Here is a 19,275-nt window from a genome sequence, read left to right on the forward strand (position 1 = left end):
GCCCGCCTAGGGCGTTTCTTTGTATGTTCGCTGATTACGTGGAAGGGCAAAAGTATCACCGTCCTGCAAAGCCACCGTCATAGGCAGTCCATAAACCTGCATCAGTGCGTCCGGGGTCATGAGGTGTGAGATGGGGCCGTTGAGCAGCAGCTTGCCCCCAACAAGTGCCACGACACGGTCGCAGTAGCGGGCGGCCATGTTGACATCATGCAGCACGATGACGGCCGAGAGCCCCGTTTCGCGGCACATATCGTGCACCAGTCCGAGGACCTCTACCTGATGCGCCACGTCAAGCGCGGAGATTGGTTCGTCGAGCAGCAAGGTGCGGGCACCCTGCGCCAGCATCATGGCGATCCAGCCGCGCTGCCGCTCTCCCCCTGACAGCGTATCCACCAGCCGTTCCGTCAGATGTGACACGCCGCAACGCGCGACGGCAGATGCGATGGCTTGTCTGTCTTCCGATCTTAAGCGCCCCAGTGCTCCACGCCAGGGGTAACGGCCGAGTGCAACGAGTTCACCGAGTTGCATGCCCTCCGCTGGTGGCGTGACCTGTGGCAGATAGGCAAGGTCGCGGGCGAGCTCTTGTCGGCGCCAGTCGGTGAGCGCGCGCCCATGATAGGCAATGGAGCCGGCGGATGGGTGTGCCTGTCCGGCAAGCAACCGGAGAAGCGTCGATTTGCCGGACCCGTTGCGCCCGACGAGCGCGGTCACGACGCCCGGCTCAAGCTCAAGATCGAGCCCATCGATTAATTGGCGGCCTGGGACGTTGTAACCAACGCCGGACAAAGCGAAGAGGGTCATGCTTGGCCTTTTCTGAGAAGAAGAATGAACAGCCAAGGCACGCCGATGAGTGTTGCGAAAAGCCCGATAGGCAGTTCATAGGGATATGTGGCGGTGCGCGCGCCAAAGGCTGCAAGCACCATCAGCAAGGCACCGAGCATCCAGCTGGCCAACAGGAAAGGCCGAGGGCGGACGATGCCGGCACTGCGGGCAAGATGCGGCGCCATCAGCCCAACGAAACTGACCGGGCCGACAAAGGTTGTGGCTGCGCCCGTCGCAAGGCCCGCAGTCATGATCAGGAGGAACTGAACACGCCGGACAGGAAGCCCAAGCGCCGATACAGTTTCCGTACCAAGCGGCAGCATTTCCAGCCAGCGTGCCGCAATGAGCGGGACAAAGAGCAGGGCAAGTGCCAGCGTTGCAAGTATTGTCGCCCCACCTGACGTGATCGAAGATGCGCTGCCCGCCAGCCATCCGAGTATGGACCAGGCCTGAGGGCTGCTCGATGCTATGATCGCCATCAACACGGCAGAGGCGAGCGCTCCGATCGCCAGGCCGGCAAGCAGGATCCGGGCCGGTGCCATGTCCCGGCGCAGCACAAAGATTGAAAGGCTTGCCAGAGCCAGCGTGCCGCCCGCAGCTGTTCCAAGCACCAGTGCAAGGCCTGATGGTTCAGTGATCAGAAAGACCGTGGCCGCGTAACCCAATGCGCTTCCTCCGGTGACACCCAGAACTTCGGGCGCAGCCATCGGATTGGCCGTCAATCGTTGCAGAACTGCACCCGAAATGGCAAGCAGCGCGCCGGCTGACGCGGCGGCGACCAGCACCGTCGCCCTGATCGGTAAAAACGTATCGTGCAGCGCGGAGGGCACGATATTCCAGCCTTCGGGACCACGTCCGGTAAACAGGCAGATAACGAAAGTGACGCCTGTCAGAAGGGTGATAATGCTCAAAAGCCGGACCGGATTGTCGGAGCGCGGCTGGTTGTGCCTGCCATCCTCGGCCGTCTGCGGTACGGTTGCCTGCATTCGGGGAAGAAGCCAGATCAGCAGCGGCCCGCCGATCAGTCCGGTCAATGCTCCGGTCGGCAGGGAAGGTCCGCCGAATGCGGCGACCAACAACAGGATGTTGTCGGTGAGCGACAGCAGCAGGGCTCCGGACACTGACGCGATCATCAACCGTTGCAAAATGGTCCGGGCGCCGAGACTGCGGGCGATAGCCGGCGCCGCCAGTCCGACGAAGCCAACCAATCCCACCTCCGCTGAGACGAATGCCGAGAGAAGAACAGCCAGACACAGGGTCACCAAGCGCAGTCCCGCTACTTTCAAGCCGAGACCCCGGGCACCTTCCGCGCCGAGAGACATGACGGCCAGTGGCCGGGCGAGCAAAGCTGTGCCAACCAGCGCTGCGAGCAGGCACAGAAAAAGACGCAAGGCAGGAACAAAATCGTTCTGTGTGAGCGCACCGCCGTTCCACAAAATCAGTGTCAGCAGGTAATGGCCTTGTGAAAGGGTGACTGCCATGGCAACTGCCGATGCAAGCATGCCCACCAGCATGCCGGTGATCGTGATTGTCACCGGCGCATAATTCCTTTGCGCACCGATCGTCATCACCAGAAGGGTTGCCACGGCCGCGCCACCGAGCCCGACCAGCAGATTGCCGCCAGCCAGCAAACCGGGGGCAAATACCGTTGCCATAACGATGGCGAGTTGTGCACCAGCGGCGGTACCCAATGTAGTCGGATCGGCCAGGGGATTACGCAGGACAGTCTGCATCAACGCGCCTGCCAATCCCAGCAGTGCACCGACAAGCAGGGCGACCGCCGCGCGGGGGACCAGACCAAAGGCCAGAAGGATCTGCTCAATCGTCATGTCGGTGGCATGCCAAGGCAGGGTCGGCCAGTTTGTGATGGGCAGGGCATATAATGCGGCAAGAAACCAGAGACCGGCTGCCGTGACGCTTCCGATGGCAAGGGGCCATAATCTCATGCCCGTTCCTCCAACGATCGCGTCAGCTCTCGTGCGAACTGAAGTGCTGAAGGCATGCCGCCAAAACCGTTCATGTCGCCGAACCGCAAGACGCGACCGGCGCGCACTGGCGGCAGCGCATTCCACAGCGCCGAGCGGGAAAGCCCGTTTTCTGTCTGAATGGGAATATCGCCCGTTATGACCAGCCAAGCATCGGGAAACTGCACAATGTTTTCCATCGGCACGGGAGCGGCGAATGAGAACCGGGTACCAGCTCCCCAGGCGTTGCGCAGCCCGACTTCCTCGATAATGCCGCCAAACAGGCTGTCGGTGCCATACACGCGGACATGACGCGGATCTCCGATCTCGATAAGGAGGAAGGGCCTGGAACTCCAGCTTTGAACGCGTCTGCTCAGGGATGCGATCGCGTCAGCGGCGGCGCGCTGTGTGTTTTGCCCGAGCTCGGGTAGATCCATCCGCTCCGCCATGCTGGCTATCAGTCCCATTGCTTTCGGCAGGACGGGTTCACCTGGTAGGAAGACCGACTGGGAAAACACAGGCGCGATGCGCTCCAGTTTCGGTGCGAAGGTCGCGTAATAATTCGACGAGAGAATGAGGTCTGGTGCTACGAGGCTCAGCGCCTCGAGGTTTGGCGAACCGCGCAGGCCCAAATCAACGGTGTTTTCCGGCACATGCGTGTCGAGAAGCCGCCGCAAACCACGCAATTCGGCAATCGCCGCTGGCGGATGACCGAGCATGGCAGCTGTTTCGGCCATCGCCCAGTCAATTGCGGCAAGCCGTGGTCCGGATGATGAGCCTACCGCAACAGCGTTCCGGGGAAGCAAGGCCAAAGCCATGCCCCCGAGAAGTGTGCGTCTGGTCAAATCGCCCGATTGGGCACCATTCACCATTTATAGGTCAGGCTCGCCTGTATGTTGCGGCCGTTTCCGAAATAGGCCGAGTTGAGACCGATTGCCGAAATGTAGGCCTCGTCCGTGACGTTAGAGATGTTCAGACGTCCGACCAGACCGTTGTCCCACTTGTAGCTTGCGCCCAGGTCGAGAAGCGTTACAGCGTCTAACTTCAGAGTGTTGGCATCGGAACTGTAGCGAGTGCCGATATGACGAACACCGGCGCCGAGCGTCAGGCCTTCCAGTGTGCCACTGGCGAATGTGTGCGAAAGCCAGACACTTGCCGCGTGGCGCGGCGTATTGGCCAGCTCGTTGCCGGAGTTCAGGCCTGCAAGAATCTCGGTCGTAGAATAGGTGTAGGCACTCTTGACCGTCCAACCGTCTGCAATTTCTGCCGCGGCTTCCAGTTCAAGACCGCGAACCTGTGCCTCGCCGATCTGGCGGATACCGGAAATCGTGCTACCACCGATGTCTTCAAACACAGTTGTGTTGCGGTCGGTTTCCCGCAAGTCGTAGAGCGCCGCAGAAAACAGGCCATCAAAGGCGGTGGGTTCGTATTTTACACCCGCTTCCCACTGCTTGCCATGGGTCGGCTTCAGCGCGACATTTTCGATGTCAACGCCGGGCTGTGGCAGGTATGAGGTGGAGTAGGAGACGTAGGTCGCGACGCCACTATCCCAGACATAACCAAGGCCAGCATGGCCGGTTGCCTGATGGTCGCGGCGGTCAAAATTCGTCGTGCCGCCGAAATTGGTCACGTTGGCACCGGACTGGTCTGTCCATTCCTGGCGCAAACCGAGTGTCGCACGCCAATTGCCAAGCGCCAATTCATCCAGTGCATAAAGGCCGACTTGCGTCGCGTCGACATTCTTGTTGGCGGTATACCATGGGGCCGCGATGCTCAGACCGCCATAGGTTGGGGAAAGATAATCGATGGCGCTGGAATAGGAAAAGCCGGTATAGGCCTTTTCCCGCAGCTTCTGGGCGTCGAGACCGAATACGAGGTTGTGTGTTGCGTCACCGGTGTCAACTTCGCCGGAAAGACGGACATCAGCTGCAAGGGCGCTGAAGGACTCGTCCTGCGTGATGATGCCGCGTCCCACCGAGCTGCCGGTTGCGGGATCAAGGTACATGCTGTGATAGTTCCAGTCATGGTTCGTATAACGGAAGGTGCCGTTCAGCTTCCAGTTGTTTTCGAACTCATGCGTAATGCCGGCCGACAGGGTTCCCATGGTGCGGTCACTATCGTCGACGGAGTCGTCACCGAAGTAGAAATCGCGCAGATCCTTGTCGTTATAAACGCCCACGAAACTGTCCGGTACGCCGGTTGGCGTCATCGGTTTGTCCTTGTGAAGGCTGCCCATAAACTCCAGTTCGGTCGCATCGCCCAGCGCATAGCTGGCGGAAAGTCCGAGATAGAGACGCTTGTTGTCGATCTCGTGGACATCGGTTCTTTCGTTGCTGACCTTACCGGTCAGGCGGTAGGAGAAATCCTCGTTTACGACACGGTTCACATCTCCGAATGTCGAAAGCGAGCTGTTGGTGTCGAAACCAACGCCCACTTCGCTAAAATCGCCGTCCGCCTGGGCGCGTTTCTGAATGGAGTTGACCAGACCTGCCGGTGTGCCTGCGCCGTAAAGAATGGATGCCGGGCCGCGCAATATTTCAACGCGCTCAAGACCGTACAGCTCGAATGACGGCGCGCTGGTGGGGAACTGCGTTGAACGCATCAAGCGCAGGCCATCGAGAAACTTGTCGTTTTCCAGGTTGAAGCCGCGCAGATAGAGACTGTCGAAGCGCGGGTCACCGCCATAGTTCTCGGTGATCACGCCGGCGGAATATCGAAGGGCGGAGGCAAGGTTGGTGGCACCAATCGCATCGATCTGAGCGCGGGGCACGACCGAAACGGAGGACTGCGTCTCAAGGATCGTACGGCTCGTCTTGCTGGTTGCTGCAGTCTTTGCAACACTGCTTTCCAATGGGGCTGTGGGGTTTTCGCCGCCCGTGACGTTGATCACGCCCAGAAACGTCGAGCGAGTGCCGTTCTGCTCATCCTGCGCAAAGGCGGAGACGGAAAGCAACGCGGAAAGGCTGACGCCCAGCATGAGAGATGCGGTCGTTTTGGTGTGCAACATCATGATACCCCCAAAGAAAATATCATGAGCGTCTAACTCCACTATTAAATAATGTCTTGAACAGGGCTGTTGCGTTTTGAATAGGGCTTCGGAAATCGCTCACGTCTCCAGCGCGATGGCGGTTGGCCGTATTTCGCACGAAACACGCGTGATAGATGGGCCTGATCGGAAAAACCGGTGGCGTGTGCGATCTCTGCGAAAGACATGGACGTTTCCGCCACCATTTCGCAGGCTGTCTCCAGCCTTAAACGTGCCTGCCAGCGCTGCGGTGTCTCTCCATGTTGCGTGCTGAAGCAGTGGGCAAACCAGCTCGGAGAAAGGCCCGCAACGGTGGCCATTTCTGCGACGGTGACTTGGCGCGTCATGTTTTCCTGAAGAAAGCGCTTGAGTGCTGAAAGTTTGTGGGGTGTGAGATTGCCGGGAGCTGGGGCGACGACATCGGTTGCCGTGGTGAAAATTTCCCCCAATGCCGCTCTGAACAGGCCATCAAGCATCATGTCGCCACGGCTTGGTTGGCGCACTTCCTTTGCCGCCATCCGGCCGATCGTCGCCAGAACGTCATTCGAACCGATAAATCTCGGTTTTGTCAGGTCGCCGTTGATGCCTGCGGCACCCAGGCGCGCATGAAGCGCCGATGTCTCGAAATGAAAATCGATATGGCTGAAATCCTGAGCCGTTTCCAGCCGGCTCCATAAAGGCACACCCGCTGGAATGTAAAACGCCCCCACGCCGCGTTTTTCATCGGCATCTTTCTTTGTCGTTAGAGAATGGGCTGGGATGTCGTCATCCAGCATTATGACGATGCGTGGATCCGGAGACACGTAGAAGCCGCCAGCTCCTGCCTTGCCACGGATGGACCATACATCGGCAATTGTGCCGGCAAAGCGTCGCCATGAAAGCGGTTCCAACGTTCGCAGAGAATGAACATTGGTCTGCATTTTTGGTGTGAACTCTGCTTTGGTATGCATCAAGGCTTCCACAGACAACTTAATAAACTATACTAATATACTCATCTATTGTTCTGCGTCCATAGTTAGACTGACGTCGGGTCACGTTTTCGAATTACGTCTGCCATTTGGAGATCGTCGTCGGGTTTGGAGACACTGGCTTTGGTGAGCGGTCGATTGATGAAGCTGAGCGCGGAATCACGCGCGGCAGAAGCGTGCGTCAGACACGAATAATCGTGCCGAAACGTAGGACGCAGTAACGCATCGAGATCGACCGTGAGGTCGATGTTGTCGTCAGGCAGTATAGGCCTGTTCGCCGCCGATCCAGGTGTGTTGCAGCTGATAGTCTTTGTTCAGCACAACAAAATCAGCATCATATCCGCTCATCAATCGGCCTTTCCGGTCCGCCACATGAGCGGTTTTTGCCGGGTAAAGACTGGCCATCCGTACTGCTTCTTCGAATTCGAGGCCCAGTTTTCGATGAACGTAGAGAACCGATGACAGCATATCGATGTCTGCGCCGGCGAGCGTGCCATCTGCTAGCGTCAGGCGCCCATCCTTGCGGAAAATCTGACGCCCGTTGAGTGTCAGGCCAGTCAAATCCGTGCCGATGCTCGACATCGCGTCGGTCACGAGGAAAATCCGTCCGGGTCCACGCTTGGCGCGCAGAGCAAGATCAATCACTGCGGGATGAACGTGAAAACCATCTGCGATAATGCCGGTGGACAGTTCGCCGAGATCAAGTGTTGCACCCACCAGGCCCGGTGCGCGGTTTTCGATCTGGCTCATGGCGTTGAACAGATGGGTCACAGTCTGTGCCCCCGCCGCGACATAATCCTTCACAATGTCATAGGTCGCGTTGGTATGCCCGAGACTGACAATGAAACCGCTATCGTCAAGTGCACGAACCTGTTCTTGCGTGGTGTTTTCCGGCGCGATCGTAATCATCAAGGCGTCGAAACTGCCACCGATCGCCAGAAGGCGTTGCAGGTCGGTGTCTTCCATCGGCCTGATCAGTTCCGGATGGTGTGTGCCTTTGCGCACAACGGAAAGATGAGGTCCTTCCAGATGCAGCCCCAGAAATCCGGGAACCTTTTCAGCTTTTGCTTTTAAACCGGCTTCGATGGCCGACGCGGTTATCTCCGGGGTATCGGTTATCAAAGTTGGCAGCAGGGCCGTTGTGCCGAATTTCGCATGGGCGGCACAAATCTGGCGAATGCCATCGACCGAGCGCTCGTCATTCAACATCACACCGCCGCCGCCATTGACCTGAAGATCAATGAAGCCCGGCACAATGATCAAGCCTGCAGCATCAACCAGCCGTGTGTCGGCGGGAATGTCAGTCTTTATCAGCAGACCGGCAACCTTGCCGTCATCGATCAGCAGGCATTTGTCTTGATGCCAGTCATGCCCGTCAAAAATCCGTGCATTCGTCAGTGCAGTTGCCATGGTCAGCGGGTCTCCGTCACTTTTTTAAGCGCTGCAGGGGCATCCGGATTAAACCCACGAGCGCGTGACCATGCTTCAACAAAACCATAAAACGGTACGATCAGCGCAAGGGCATCAGTGAAGGGATGGCCGGTTTCAATAAACGGCAAACGCCGTGCGTGGGCAGCGCCATCGGCAGAGATGAACGCCAGAGCGCCCTTTTCAGCAAGACCATCCGCAGTGGCCAGAACAGAGGAAAGGGCAGCGTCCCGTGCCGCAAATGTCACGACCGGGAAACGGCGGTCAACAAGTGCGATCGGGCCATGCAAAACCTCGGCGCTGGAATAGGCCTCGGCATGCATTTCTGATGTCTCCTTGAACTTCAGGGCTGCTTCACTGGCAATCGCCAGCGAGGGGCCTCTGCCCAGCATGTAGAGCGATTCAGCTTCACCAAGCTCATCGAAAAGCTCGTGCCAATCCAGCTTAACAGCCTCTGTCAGTTTTTCTGGAAGCTGCCGGATCGACTTTTGAAGTTCGGTGTCGAGTGTCCATTCCGAGAGTATGGCCAGGCCAGCCAGCACCGAGTTGAAAAAGGACTTGGTGGCGGCGACCGCAAGTTCCGGCCCCGCATTGATATCAACCGGATGGGCACATGCGTCGGAAAGCGGTGACGGTTTGGTGTTGGTCAGTGAAATCGTCAACGCACCGGATTGTGCTGCTGACCGGGCGAGTGCGACGATATCAGGGCTTTTTCCCGATTGGGAAATGGATATTGCCGCCGCACGATCAAGCTTCAGCGACTTGCCATAAATCGAAGCAAGCGAAGGACCAATCGATGCCACTGCGCGACCAGCCTGCTGCTCGATGGCATATTTGAGGAAATGTGCGGCGTGATCGGACGAGCCGCGTGCAATGGTAATGAGGAAATCTGGATCCCTTTCGCGCAGTGCTTTGCCGGTGGCCTGCAGCACGCCATGCGACTGTGTGAGCAGCCGTTCTGCTGCTTCTGGAATTTCATTGATTTCACGTCGCATATTTGTCGGCATATCTATTCTTCCTTGTCACATTTACCGAATTTGATCAGCCGTCCGTCAGCGTCATCTCCGCGACGAAATCATAGGCATCGCCGCGATAAAGCGAGCGGGTCAGTTCCACGACCCGGCCGGAGTCGAGGTAGGATATTCGTTCGATTGCAAGACCAGCCGACCCTTCGGGAACGGCGAGCAGTGCTGCATCCTCACGATTGACGTTGCAGGCCGAAATCCGCTGCACAGCACGCACAGGGCTGTAACCGGTGCGGCGAAGTTCGGCATATAAGGATGCTTCGATGACTTTCGGTTCCGGCAATATGTCGGATGCAAGGCTGGCCCTCTCGATGGCAAGAGGCAATTCGTTGGCGATACGCAGTCGTTCCAGACGTGCGACCATCATGCCGACCTTCAGGCCAAGCATCATCATCTCGTCTGGAGACGGGGAAAACAGACCGCGCCCCAGCCATTCGGAGCGCGTGACGTAACCGCGCCGTGCCATATCTTCGGTAAACGAGGTCAGTTGAGACAGTGGCTGCTGAAGCCGCGAAACAGGCCGCATGACAAATGTGCCCGAGCCATGTTTACGGGTCAAAAGGCCATCCTTCACCAGATCATCGACCGCCTTGCGCACCGTGACGCGGCTGACATTGGCAAATTCGGCAAGATCACGCTCTGGAGGAAGAGCCTGACCATGCGTGAGCCGACCGGACAAAATCGCATTTTCCAGGCATTGACGCAGTTTGATATAAAGCGGGCCGCTGCCGCTCGCCTGCAAATCATCGGGAGAAAACAGGTCAGACAGCGCCAGGGTCATGCTGTATTCTCCGCGTGTTTTAAGAAAGTGTCTTTGGCAAGCGAGATTGCACCGTAGAGAGCGTCCTCTGCCGGTTGAACCAGACGTTGCTGATGTCTTTCTGCAAGGTATGGTGCATAAAGTGCCGACAAACCGCCCAGCAGGCAAAGCCTGCCGCCATTGGATATCTCGGCCACCCGATCAAGCGCCAGATCAATGAAACCAACAGATTGGCTGAGCAGCGCAAGCGCCGCTGTGTCTCCCTGCGCTGCGAATTCAAAAACACGCGGTGCGTAGCGACCAAAATCACCTGGAATTGCGCTTTGTGAAAAGGCAATCATTTTGCGTGGGTCATTGGAAAACTCGCCCATCAGCGCCTGCGTCATCGACGTGCGTTGAGCAATGCCGTCATAAGCCAGCAGTGTTTCCTGCAGCGCCATCTGCCCGAGCCTGCCACCGCTTCCCAGATCGCCGAGATAATAACCCCAGCCGCCGATGTAACGGACGTCGGTGCCAATGCGAGCAATGTAGATCGTACCCGTTCCAAGAATGGCAATCGATCCATCGCCGTCGCCAAGTGCACCCTGAAGCGCAATGAGCCCGTCCGACTCGATAACTGACTGATAGAATGGCAGACGCGGCAGCACGTAGGAAACGGTGTTTTCAACATTATTACCAGCAAGACCGAGATATGTGCAGGCCTCTGTAATGAGTTCAGGCGCAAGACCAGCATCGATAAATGCGGCTTGTGCGGCCTTGGTTATGTTCTGGATTGCGATATCAGGCGCGGTCATGATGTTGGATGCGCCGCTTTTGCCACGTCCAAGAATTCTGCCGGTAGTATCTGCGACCGCTGCCCGGCAACTCGTGCCGCCGCCGTCGACTCCCACGAGATATCGATGCATGAACTGTCTCCTCAATTGATAATACCAACAAAATACCAATTTCCAAGTAGCGGCTCGATAATTTTCTATTTTTCGTAAAAATCCAATTGAAATAGGCGATTATGGCCCGTTCTTAACGCTCAAGGGGCCCAAAAATAAAAGAAAAATTAAAAGACGCTGGACAAGTGGTATTTTTTTGGCATTAAATCTGGTCATTGGGAGTTTCATAATGATTGCAGGCGGAACGGAAGGTTTGCAGGACAGGGCAAAGGGCCTCGACACGATGATGTCGAGTGAGATCCTCGCCCTTCTGAGCGGAGGACAGCAGGATGCAGCGCGCGCCGTGGACACGGCGCGGGACGATATTGCTACGGCCTCGACGCTTGCCGTGGAAGCCATTTCGTCTGGCAACAAGCTTATCTATGCAGGGGCAGGAAGTTCTGGCCTGATGGCGCTGGCTGACGCGCTGGAATTGCCAGGCACATTCGGCATCAAGCGAGAACAGATCGCCATATTGTTTGCTGGCGGCACAGCCAATCTGTCTGAAATGCCAGGTGGTCCTGAGGATGATGTTGAGCAAGGTCGGCTTGATGCGGAAGCGGTGATGGCAGCAGGAGATTGCGTTGTCATCATTTCTGCCAGTGGGTCGACGCCCTATGCGCTGGCCGTTGCGCAAGTCGCAAAGGAAAGAGGCGCGCGTATTGTCGGCATTGCCAACAATGCGGACGCGAAACTCTTCAGCCTGAGCGAGGTTGCCATTGTGTTGAAAACCCCGCCCGAATTCGTGGCGGGTTCGACGCGCATGGGCGCTGGTACCGCACAGAAAATCGCTCTCAACATGTTTTCTACCTTGATGGCGATCCGGCTTGGTCACGTGCATGACGGCTACATGGTCAATCTGCGGGCCGATAACAAAAAGCTCATCGCACGTGCGGCAGGGATTGTTGCCGGCGTGACCGGGATTGAGACGGAAGAGGCTGGACGGCTGGTGGAAAAGGCGTCCGGTTCCGTCAAGGTTGCTATTCTGCTTGCCAAGGGTGCGGGCGACAAAAAATCAGCCGAAGATCTGCTTTCGCAAAGTGGCCAGAATGTCCGCCGTGCGCTCGCACTGATCGGCGGATAAGACGGAAAAATTATAGTTGCTGGACGCCAAGATGGCGTCACATCAAGAGGGAGAACGAACGATGACTCGTAATATCACCAAGGCTCTGCTACTGGGAGCAAGCCTTCTCGGTTATGCCAATATTGCATTGGCGCAGGACGTAACGTTGACCATCGAAAGCTGGCGCAACGACGACCTCGCTATCTGGAAAGACAAGTTTATTCCGGCATTCGAGGCAAAGAACCCCGGCATCAAGGTGGTCTTTCAGCCTATGGCACCAACGGAATATAACGCCGCGCTGAACGCCAAGCTGGAATCCGGTTCTGCCGGTGATCTCATCACCTGCCGTCCTTTCGATGCGTCGCTTGAACTGTTCAAGAAGGGCTATCTTGCTGACCTGACCAAGAATGGCGGTATGGAGAACTTCTCCGACGTCGCCAAGGCTGCGTGGTCCACGGACGATGGTAGCCAGACCTTCTGTGTGCCAATGGCTTCGGTTATTCATGGCTTCATCTACAACAAGGACGCCTTCGACGAATTGAAGATCGAAGTGCCGAAGACCCAGGCCGAGTTCTTTGCAGCCCTCGACAAGATCAAGGCTGACGGCACCTATGTTCCGATGGCAATGGGTACGAAGGACCTTTGGGAAGCCGCAACCATGGGCTACCAGAATATCGGTCCGAACTACTGGAAGGGTGAAGAAGGCCGTCTGGCACTGATCAAGGGCGAGCAGAAGCTGACCGACGCCGACTGGGTCAAACCTTATGAGGTTCTCGCCAAGTGGAAGGACTACCTCGGCGACGGTTTTGAGGCCCAGACCTATCCTGACAGCCAGAACATGTTCACGCTGGGTCGCGCAGCGATTTTCCCGGCAGGTTCCTGGGAGATCTCCGGCTTCAACACGCAGGCACAGTTCAAGATGGGTGCCTTCCCGCCGCCGGTAGAGAAGGAAGGCGACACCTGCTACATTTCTGACCACACCGACATCGGTATCGGTCTGAATGCAAAGTCGAAACATGCTGCAGAAGCCACGAAGTTCCTCGAATGGGTTGCTTCGCCGGAGTTTGCCGATCTTTACGCCAATGCGCTGCCGGGCTTCTTCAGCCTGAACAAGACAGCCGTCAAGATGGCCGATCCGCTGGCACAGGAATTCGTCTCATGGCGCGAAACCTGCAAGCCGACAATCCGCTCGACCTACCAGATCCTGTCGCGCGGAACGCCAAACCTGGAAAATGAAACCTGGGTTGAATCTGCAAACGTGATCAACGGTACCGACACGCCTGCTGTGGCCGCTGAAAAGCTGCAGAAGGGCCTCGACAGCTGGTACAAGCCAGCGAAGTAAGGGCACAATCCCTTGCCCAAGGCGTTTGTAAGCGCCTTGGGCACTGACCGAAAATCACTATCGCTATAACGTCGATCCTGTATCGTTGCATCTGCACGATGTCGCGATCCATTTTCTTCATGCAAGCCGGGCTGGTTCAATGAGCGCCGACATGACTTCAATCGATCAAAGGCCCAGCCGACGCCCCGTTCGTTGGCACATATTCCTGTTTATGCTGCCGGCCTTTCTCGTCTACACGGCGGTCATGATCGTGCCGCTTGGCAGCACGTTGTGGCTTTCCTTTTTCACCGAGGTGGAGGGGCAGAGGGTTTTTGTCGGGTTACAGAACTTCAGGACGTTGTTCGGGGAACCGCGCTGGGCGGCCAGCTTCTGGAATGCGCTGACCAACAACACGATTTTTTTCATCATTCACATGCTGGTGCAAAACCCGATAGGCATAGCGCTGGCGGCCCTGCTGTCGATACCGAAGCTGCGTTTTGCAGCGGTTTACCGCACCGCGATCTTCCTGCCGACGCTTTTGTCCTTCGTTATCGTCGGTTTCATCTGGAAGCTGATCCTGTCGCCTTTGTGGGGCATCGCCCCTATGCTGCTTGATCTGGTTCATCTGAAGAGCCTGTTTGCACCGTGGCTTGGACGCCCGAACTCGGCGCTGATTGCCGTATCCCTGATCTCCGTTTGGCAATATGTCGGTATTCCAATGATGCTGATCTATGCAGCTTTGCTCAATATTCCTGACGAGGTGATCGAAGCTGCTGAAATGGACGGCATTACCGGCTGGAGCCAGTTCTGGAAGATCAAGCTGCCGCTCATCCTGCCAGCCATCGGTATCATTTCGATCCTGACATTCGTCGGCAATTTTAACGCTTTCGACCTGGTTTACACTGTGCAAGGGGCGCTCGCCGGACCGGATGGTTCGACCGACATTCTCGGCACTCTGCTTTACCGTACGTTCTTCGGTTTCCAGCTTCAGCTCGGTGACCGCTCGATGGGCGCAACCATTGCAACCGTGATGTTCTTCATCATTCTCGCCGGCGTCAGCTTCTATCTTTTCGCCATTCAGCGTCGCATGCGTCGCTATCAATTTTAAGGAGCAAAGAATGTCGAAAGCACGATCTTCCTTTGCCCGCACGGCCTCCGCCCACGCAATCCTGCTGGCCTACACCGCGATTTCTCTGTTTCCGGTGGTGCTGACAATCATGAACTCTATGAAATCGCGAAATGCGATTTTCCGGGATCCGATGCAACCACCGACACCTGCGACGTTTGACCTGGTGGGTTATACAACGGTATTGGGGCAGGGCGATTTCGTCCAGTACATGCAGAACTCTCTCGTCGTCACAGTCGGGGCGATTGCTTTGGTCCTGTTGTTTGGTGCGATGGCTGCTTTTGCCCTGTCGGAATATCGTTTCCGCGGCAATACCCTGCTGGGTCTCTATATGGCGCTCGGTATCATGATCCCGATCCGGCTTGGCACGATCGGTATCTTGCAGGGCATGGTCGCCACCGGACTGGTCAACACCAAAACGGCGCTCGTTCTCGTTTACACGGCGCAAGGCCTGCCGCTGGCAATCTTCATTTTGTCAGAGTTCATGCGCACGGTCTCTGACGATCTGAAAAATGCCGGGCGTATCGATGGGCTTTCCGAATACCGGATATTCTTCCGGCTTGTCCTGCCGCTGATCCGTCCAGCCATGGCAACCGTTGCCGTCTTTACCATGATCCCAATCTGGAATGACCTCTGGTTCCCGCTGATCCTGGCGCCCAGCGAAGCCACCAAAACGATCACACTCGGTGCGCAAATCTTCATCGGGCAATTCGTGACCAACTGGAATGCAGTGCTGGCAGCGCTTTCGTTGGCCATTGCTCCGGTACTTGTCCTTTATACCATCTTCTCGCGGCAGCTTATTCGCGGCATTACGGCAGGAGCAGTGAAATGAGCGCGCAGCCACTTAGGGTTCTCGTGGCCGGTCTCGGCAATATGGGGTTGAGCCATGCCCTGGCTTATGCGGCCAATCCGGGTTTTGAGATTGTCGGCCTCGTCAATCGCTCAACGCCTGAGCTGCCTGCAGCCCTTGCGGGACGTGAAATATTGCCATCATTTGATGAGGCGCTCAGCGAACTGAAGCCGGACCTGTGTTCGATCAACACCTATTCGGATAGCCATGCCAAATTTGCCATTCAGGCAATGGAAGCGGGCTCGCATGTCTTCGTGGAAAAGCCCCTGGCAACCACCGTGGCAGATGCTGAGCGCGTCGTCGCTTGCGCCCGTGCCAACGGCCGTAAGCTGGTGGTAGGGTATATTCTGCGTCACCATCCATCCTGGGTGAAATTGATCTCGCTCGCTCGCGATCTTGGCGGTCCATATGTGTTCCGCATGAACCTCAACCAGCAGTCATCAGGTCATACCTGGGCAACACACAAGGCGCTGATGCAGACCACACCGCCAATCGTCGATTGTGGCGTGCACTATGTCGATGTGATGTGCCAGATCACCGATGCGAAGCCGGTGTCGGTTCGAGGTATGGGCTTGCGACTTTCCAATGAGATCGCGCCGGACATGTATAATTACGGCCACCTTCAGGTGATGTTTGAGGATGGTTCGATCGGCTGGTACGAGGCGGGCTGGGGACCGATGATCTCGGAGACGGCGTTTTTCGTGAAGGATGTAATGTCGCCAAATGGCTGCGTGTCCATCGTGATGGATCCGAATGCAAAGTCCGACGACATTGATACCCACACAAAGACGTCGACCATTCGCCTGCACAAGGCCGACACCAAACCCGACGGCACATTTGTCACTCCGGACCAGTTCCTGCAGATGGAGGGTGAACCTGGGCACCAGGAGCTGTGCGATCTGGAACAGGCCTATGTGTTGAAGGCCATCCGCGAGGACATTGATCTGGACCGCCATATGACCGACGCTGTGCAGTCGCTTCGCATATGCCTTGCCGCAGACGAAAGTGTGCGAACCGGCCGAATGGTCGACCTTTGAATCTGGAGAATTGTTTTGGGTAAACTGACACTCAAATCTGTTGCGAAGTCCTTTGGCACGGTGGATGTGCTGAAAGGCATCAACCTCGAGGTCGACGACGGGGAATTTGTAATTTTTGTCGGGCCTTCGGGCTGTGGCAAGTCCACTCTGTTGCGGACGATTGCGGGCCTGGAAGATATCACCGCCGGCGAAATCGTCATTGATGGTCGCGAAGTGTCCAACGTGCCGCCGGCCAAACGCGGCATCGCCATGGTTTTCCAGTCCTACGCGCTTTATCCGCATCTGACGGTCAAGGACAATATGGGGCTTGGTCTCAAGCAGGCAGGAACGCCGAAGGCCGAAATTGAATCTCGTGTCGCTATGGCGTCATCGCTTCTGTCGCTGGAACCCTACTTGGCCCGACGACCGGCTGAACTGTCCGGTGGCCAGCGACAACGTGTTGCCATTGGTCGCGCCATTGTGCGTGAACCGACATTGTTTCTGTTCGACGAACCGCTTTCCAACCTCGATGCGGCACTGCGCGTGCAGACCCGTTTGGAAATTGCCCGACTGCACCGCCGTCTCAAGGCAACGATGATCTATGTGACCCATGATCAGGTTGAGGCTATGACGCTCGCTGACAAGATCGTGGTGTTGAATGCCGGTCGCATCGAACAGATCGGATCGCCGATGGAGCTTTTCAATCGTCCGGCCAACCTGTTTGTTGCTGGTTTTATCGGGTCGCCACAGATGAATTTCATCGACGCTGCCCGGTTGGGCGAGAGTGGTTATAAAACCCTCGGCATCAGACCGGAACATATGACCCTTTCACGTGAAAGCGGCACGTGGTCCGGCAAGGTCGTGCATGTCGAACACCTTGGTGCCGACACGATCGTTTATCTCGAAAGCGAGACCATCGGTCTGTTGACTGTGCGCCTGTTTGGAGAACATGCCTACGAGCCTGACGATGTGGTTTATGCCTCTCCCAACGGCGGTGCGACGCATCGTTTTGGCGAAGACGGCAATGCCATCAGATGACAGACATTCTGCTGGAAGTCTGTGTCGATGACATCGCAGGCCTTCAGGCGGCGATTGAGGGTGGAGCGGGTCGTATCGAGTTATGCAGTGCGCTCGACCTGGGCGGCATGACACCTTCTGCCGGATTGATGACCTTTGCGGCACGCACTCCGGTACCGTGCTATGCGATGATCCGTCCACGGGCCGGAAACTTCGTCTATAGCCCTGACGAATTGACTGTCATGGAAGATGACATTCGTTTTGCCGCATCCTGCGGTCTTGCCGGTGTTGTTTTCGGCGTAAATTTGGCCGATGGCAGGCTGGACACTGAAGCGATGAAAAAACTGTCGGAAGCAGTTCCGGGCATGCCGCGAACCCTCCACCGTGCTTTCGATCTGGTTCCCGATCTGGAGGAAGCGCTTGAGGTTGCGATTGCGTGCGGTTTCGAACGTATTTTGACGTCGGGTCGAGCAACGTCTGTTCCAAAGGGGCTGAGCGAGCTGCGAAAACTGGTGGAAATTGCCGACCGGCGTATCCGTATTATGCCCGGTGGTGGCGTCAATCTTGGCACTGTTGACGCGATACTGGAAACAGTTGAGGTCACAGAGCTGCACTCATCCTGCTCGACCAGAGTCGACATTACCGATCCCGCGGTGGTCGCATTCGGTTTTTCCGCTTCTACGATAAAGCGCACTGACGCGACGGTTGTTCACGCGTTAAAGCAAAGACTTACCCGTTAAAGCGGCCTATTCGTTTCGCCAAACGTAAAGGCAGTGCCCCACGCCAGCCATGGCGTGGGGCACTGTGTTGTTATCGGGAATTGCTCAGCCAGAAGTCCTGCCAATCCTGCAGCTTGGCAAAGTCGTCCGGGGTGGTCTCAGAGTGGTTGACGTAGAGTAGGTCAACGAAGTTCGCGATGCCGGAGACTTCGCTTTCAGGCATCTTGGCCTCGGTGTTGGTGGAGATCTTTCCGTCACCGAGCTGCGGCGCCATGCCTTCTTCAGTCATCATGAACCGCGCGAAAAGCTTGGCAGTGTTCGGGCTTTTGGTTCCCGCGGCGATGACAGCAACGCGCGGCGTAAGCTGGCCGATCCAAGGCTTCATCTCCTTGCAGATGCCCATGCCATAACCGTCTTTCTTCGCATCACGGAAGATGGCGGCGCTGAGGAAACCAACCGGTGGCTTTTCTTCCTTGGCACCAACGATCGGGCCAACATCCGTATCGGTCTTGGTGACCTTCGGTTTGTTCTGGGCAAGGCGTTTGACCCACTCGGCCGTTGCGCTTGCCTCATCGGTCTTCAGGTCTTCACCAAACTGCGCCTTGTAGGCTTCGCGCATCGCGTCGTCGCCATGGGTGGCCAGCTGGTTGAACCAGAACATCGTTTCATTGCGAAGCAATGGATCCGGAATGGCGACGCGGCCCTTCCATTCCTCTGTAGTCAGGGCCCACAGATTGTTAACAGGGCAGGTCTCACCGTTGACGTCGGTGTTATAGGCAAAGACCCAAGGGTTGTTGCTGGTGATTGCCGGGCTCTGATATTCAGCCGGGATCTTATCCTTAAGATCCGGTGCCAACCAGGAAACACCGAAACCCTGCGGCAGGATTTGGCTTGCCACTGATGGCAGGTTGCTCATGTTGAAGACGTCAGTGCGGACGTTGCCAGCAGCGGCTTCGCGAGCGATAACCTGCTCCTGTTCCTGTCCGCTCATCTTGACGCCGGTTGCCTTCAGACCGTATGTCTTCGAAAAATTCTCGGCCATCGAGACAATCTTGCCGGTGGCGTCAATGACGGTGATCGGCTCTTCTTTTTTGGCGGCCTCAATCAGCGCTTCCAGCGAATATTCGCTGTCGGGAATGCCGATTTCCTTAACGTCCTGTGCTTGGGCGCTTGAAAGGCCCATTGCCAGAACGGAAATGCCAGCCAGCATGTAGATTGATGTTTTAGGCATAGTTTTCCTCCACTGCC

At 56.7% G+C, this 19,275-nt stretch carries 17 protein-coding genes; 7 read left to right on the top strand and 10 right to left on the bottom strand.

The features are described 5' to 3' along the window. Positions 1 to 6: 6 nt before the first annotated feature. The 9 genes from ACZ5FM_RS18160 to ACZ5FM_RS18200 form a co-directional block, all read right to left on the bottom strand. Complete coding sequence (locus tag ACZ5FM_RS18160; RefSeq protein ID WP_464040833.1) at positions 7 to 801, bottom strand: ABC transporter ATP-binding protein; 795 nt, start codon at positions 799 to 801, stop codon at positions 7 to 9. Continuing rightward, a complete protein-coding gene (gene fhuB / locus ACZ5FM_RS18165; RefSeq protein ID WP_464040834.1) occupies positions 798 to 2,768 on the bottom strand; it encodes a Fe(3+)-hydroxamate ABC transporter permease FhuB in 1,971 nt (656 codons plus the stop codon). The genes ACZ5FM_RS18160 and fhuB overlap by 4 nt, the downstream gene beginning before the upstream one ends. Further along, positions 2,765 to 3,604, bottom strand: a complete 840-nt coding sequence (locus tag ACZ5FM_RS18170) for an ABC transporter substrate-binding protein (RefSeq protein ID WP_464041049.1) — start codon at positions 3,602 to 3,604, stop codon at positions 2,765 to 2,767. The genes fhuB and ACZ5FM_RS18170 overlap by 4 nt, the downstream gene beginning before the upstream one ends. 47 nt (positions 3,605 to 3,651) lie before the next feature. Continuing rightward, complete coding sequence (locus ACZ5FM_RS18175; RefSeq protein ID WP_464040835.1) at positions 3,652 to 5,796, bottom strand: TonB-dependent receptor; 2,145 nt, start codon at positions 5,794 to 5,796, stop codon at positions 3,652 to 3,654. 41 nt (positions 5,797 to 5,837) lie between these two features. Further along, positions 5,838 to 6,761, bottom strand: coding sequence for an AraC family transcriptional regulator (locus ACZ5FM_RS18180; protein WP_312948873.1), 924 nt, complete (start codon positions 6,759 to 6,761; stop codon positions 5,838 to 5,840). A 273-nt stretch (positions 6,762 to 7,034) separates the two neighbouring features. Beyond that, complete coding sequence (gene nagA / locus ACZ5FM_RS18185; RefSeq protein WP_464041050.1) at positions 7,035 to 8,195, bottom strand: N-acetylglucosamine-6-phosphate deacetylase; 1,161 nt, start codon at positions 8,193 to 8,195, stop codon at positions 7,035 to 7,037. Next, on the bottom strand, positions 8,192 to 9,214 hold the full coding sequence (locus tag ACZ5FM_RS18190; protein WP_464040836.1) for an SIS domain-containing protein: 1,023 nt from the start codon (positions 9,212 to 9,214) through the stop codon (positions 8,192 to 8,194). The genes nagA and ACZ5FM_RS18190 overlap by 4 nt, the downstream gene beginning before the upstream one ends. Before the next feature lie 34 nt (positions 9,215 to 9,248). Next, entirely contained in the window at positions 9,249 to 10,013 is a 765-nt protein-coding gene (locus ACZ5FM_RS18195) for a GntR family transcriptional regulator (protein WP_312948879.1), read from the bottom strand. Further along, positions 10,010 to 10,897 carry a glucosamine kinase nucleotide-binding domain-containing protein gene (locus tag ACZ5FM_RS18200; RefSeq protein WP_312948881.1) on the bottom strand — a complete coding sequence of 296 codons (888 nt, stop codon included), beginning with the start codon at positions 10,895 to 10,897 and terminating at the stop codon, positions 10,010 to 10,012. The genes ACZ5FM_RS18195 and ACZ5FM_RS18200 overlap by 4 nt, the downstream gene beginning before the upstream one ends. Before the next feature lie 208 nt (positions 10,898 to 11,105). On the opposite strand from ACZ5FM_RS18200, the gene ACZ5FM_RS18205 reads away from it, so the two are divergent. The 7 genes from ACZ5FM_RS18205 (at position 11,106) to ACZ5FM_RS18235 (ending at position 18,048) form a co-directional block, all read left to right on the top strand. Continuing rightward, positions 11,106 to 11,999, top strand: a complete 894-nt coding sequence (locus ACZ5FM_RS18205; RefSeq protein ID WP_464040837.1) for an N-acetylmuramic acid 6-phosphate etherase — start codon at positions 11,106 to 11,108, stop codon at positions 11,997 to 11,999. A 61-nt stretch (positions 12,000 to 12,060) separates the two neighbouring features. Further along, on the top strand, positions 12,061 to 13,320 hold the full coding sequence (locus ACZ5FM_RS18210) for an ABC transporter substrate-binding protein (protein WP_259147315.1): 1,260 nt from the start codon (positions 12,061 to 12,063) through the stop codon (positions 13,318 to 13,320). A 151-nt stretch (positions 13,321 to 13,471) separates the two neighbouring features. Beyond that, the gene (locus ACZ5FM_RS18215; protein WP_405049420.1) at positions 13,472 to 14,407 is read left to right on the top strand and encodes a carbohydrate ABC transporter permease; all 936 of its coding nucleotides are present in this window, start codon (positions 13,472 to 13,474) and stop codon (positions 14,405 to 14,407) included. 10 nt (positions 14,408 to 14,417) lie between these two features. Beyond that, complete coding sequence (locus ACZ5FM_RS18220) at positions 14,418 to 15,257, top strand: carbohydrate ABC transporter permease (RefSeq protein WP_250985082.1); 840 nt, start codon at positions 14,418 to 14,420, stop codon at positions 15,255 to 15,257. After that, positions 15,254 to 16,312, top strand: coding sequence for a Gfo/Idh/MocA family protein (locus ACZ5FM_RS18225; protein ID WP_275642086.1), 1,059 nt, complete (start codon positions 15,254 to 15,256; stop codon positions 16,310 to 16,312). Before ACZ5FM_RS18220 ends, ACZ5FM_RS18225 begins: the two co-directional genes overlap by 4 nt. Positions 16,313 to 16,327: 15 nt before the next feature. Beyond that, positions 16,328 to 17,329 carry an ABC transporter ATP-binding protein gene (locus ACZ5FM_RS18230; RefSeq protein ID WP_250985084.1) on the top strand — a complete coding sequence of 334 codons (1,002 nt, stop codon included), beginning with the start codon at positions 16,328 to 16,330 and terminating at the stop codon, positions 17,327 to 17,329. After that, complete coding sequence (locus tag ACZ5FM_RS18235) at positions 17,326 to 18,048, top strand: copper homeostasis protein CutC (protein WP_464040838.1); 723 nt, start codon at positions 17,326 to 17,328, stop codon at positions 18,046 to 18,048. The genes ACZ5FM_RS18230 and ACZ5FM_RS18235 overlap by 4 nt, the downstream gene beginning before the upstream one ends. Positions 18,049 to 18,118: 70 nt before the next feature. Here the strand turns inward: ACZ5FM_RS18235 and ACZ5FM_RS18240 are convergent, their stop codons facing one another. Then, a complete protein-coding gene (locus tag ACZ5FM_RS18240) occupies positions 18,119 to 19,258 on the bottom strand; it encodes an ABC transporter substrate-binding protein (RefSeq protein ID WP_464040839.1) in 1,140 nt (379 codons plus the stop codon). Positions 19,259 to 19,275: the final 17 nt, after the last annotated feature.

This window comes from Agrobacterium sp. 5Ca50 (assembly GCF_055381905.1).

Bases quoted from the DNA above. Each gene is read 5' to 3' on its own strand.
- ACZ5FM_RS18220 (WP_250985082.1), top strand. From the start codon at position 14,418: ATGTCGAAAGCACGATCTTCCTTTGCCCGCACGGCCTCCGCCCACGCA.
- ACZ5FM_RS18160 (WP_464040833.1), bottom strand. From the start codon at position 801: ATGACCCTCTTCGCTTTGTCCGGCGTTGGTTACAACGTCCCAGGCCGC.
- ACZ5FM_RS18235 (WP_464040838.1), top strand. From the start codon at position 17,326: ATGACAGACATTCTGCTGGAAGTCTGTGTCGATGACATCGCAGGCCTT.
- ACZ5FM_RS18225 (WP_275642086.1), top strand. From the start codon at position 15,254: ATGAGCGCGCAGCCACTTAGGGTTCTCGTGGCCGGTCTCGGCAATATG.
- ACZ5FM_RS18195 (WP_312948879.1), bottom strand. From the start codon at position 10,013: ATGACCCTGGCGCTGTCTGACCTGTTTTCTCCCGATGATTTGCAGGCG.
- ACZ5FM_RS18200 (WP_312948881.1), bottom strand. From the start codon at position 10,897: ATGCATCGATATCTCGTGGGAGTCGACGGCGGCGGCACGAGTTGCCGG.
- ACZ5FM_RS18210 (WP_259147315.1), top strand. From the start codon at position 12,061: ATGACTCGTAATATCACCAAGGCTCTGCTACTGGGAGCAAGCCTTCTC.
- ACZ5FM_RS18215 (WP_405049420.1), top strand. From the start codon at position 13,472: ATGACTTCAATCGATCAAAGGCCCAGCCGACGCCCCGTTCGTTGGCAC.
- ACZ5FM_RS18170 (WP_464041049.1), bottom strand. From the start codon at position 3,604: ATGGCTTTGGCCTTGCTTCCCCGGAACGCTGTTGCGGTAGGCTCATCA.
- ACZ5FM_RS18175 (WP_464040835.1), bottom strand. From the start codon at position 5,796: ATGATGTTGCACACCAAAACGACCGCATCTCTCATGCTGGGCGTCAGC.
- ACZ5FM_RS18180 (WP_312948873.1), bottom strand. From the start codon at position 6,761: ATGCATACCAAAGCAGAGTTCACACCAAAAATGCAGACCAATGTTCAT.
- ACZ5FM_RS18240 (WP_464040839.1), bottom strand. From the start codon at position 19,258: ATGCCTAAAACATCAATCTACATGCTGGCTGGCATTTCCGTTCTGGCA.
- ACZ5FM_RS18190 (WP_464040836.1), bottom strand. From the start codon at position 9,214: ATGCCGACAAATATGCGACGTGAAATCAATGAAATTCCAGAAGCAGCA.
- ACZ5FM_RS18205 (WP_464040837.1), top strand. From the start codon at position 11,106: ATGATTGCAGGCGGAACGGAAGGTTTGCAGGACAGGGCAAAGGGCCTC.
- fhuB (WP_464040834.1), bottom strand. From the start codon at position 2,768: ATGAGATTATGGCCCCTTGCCATCGGAAGCGTCACGGCAGCCGGTCTC.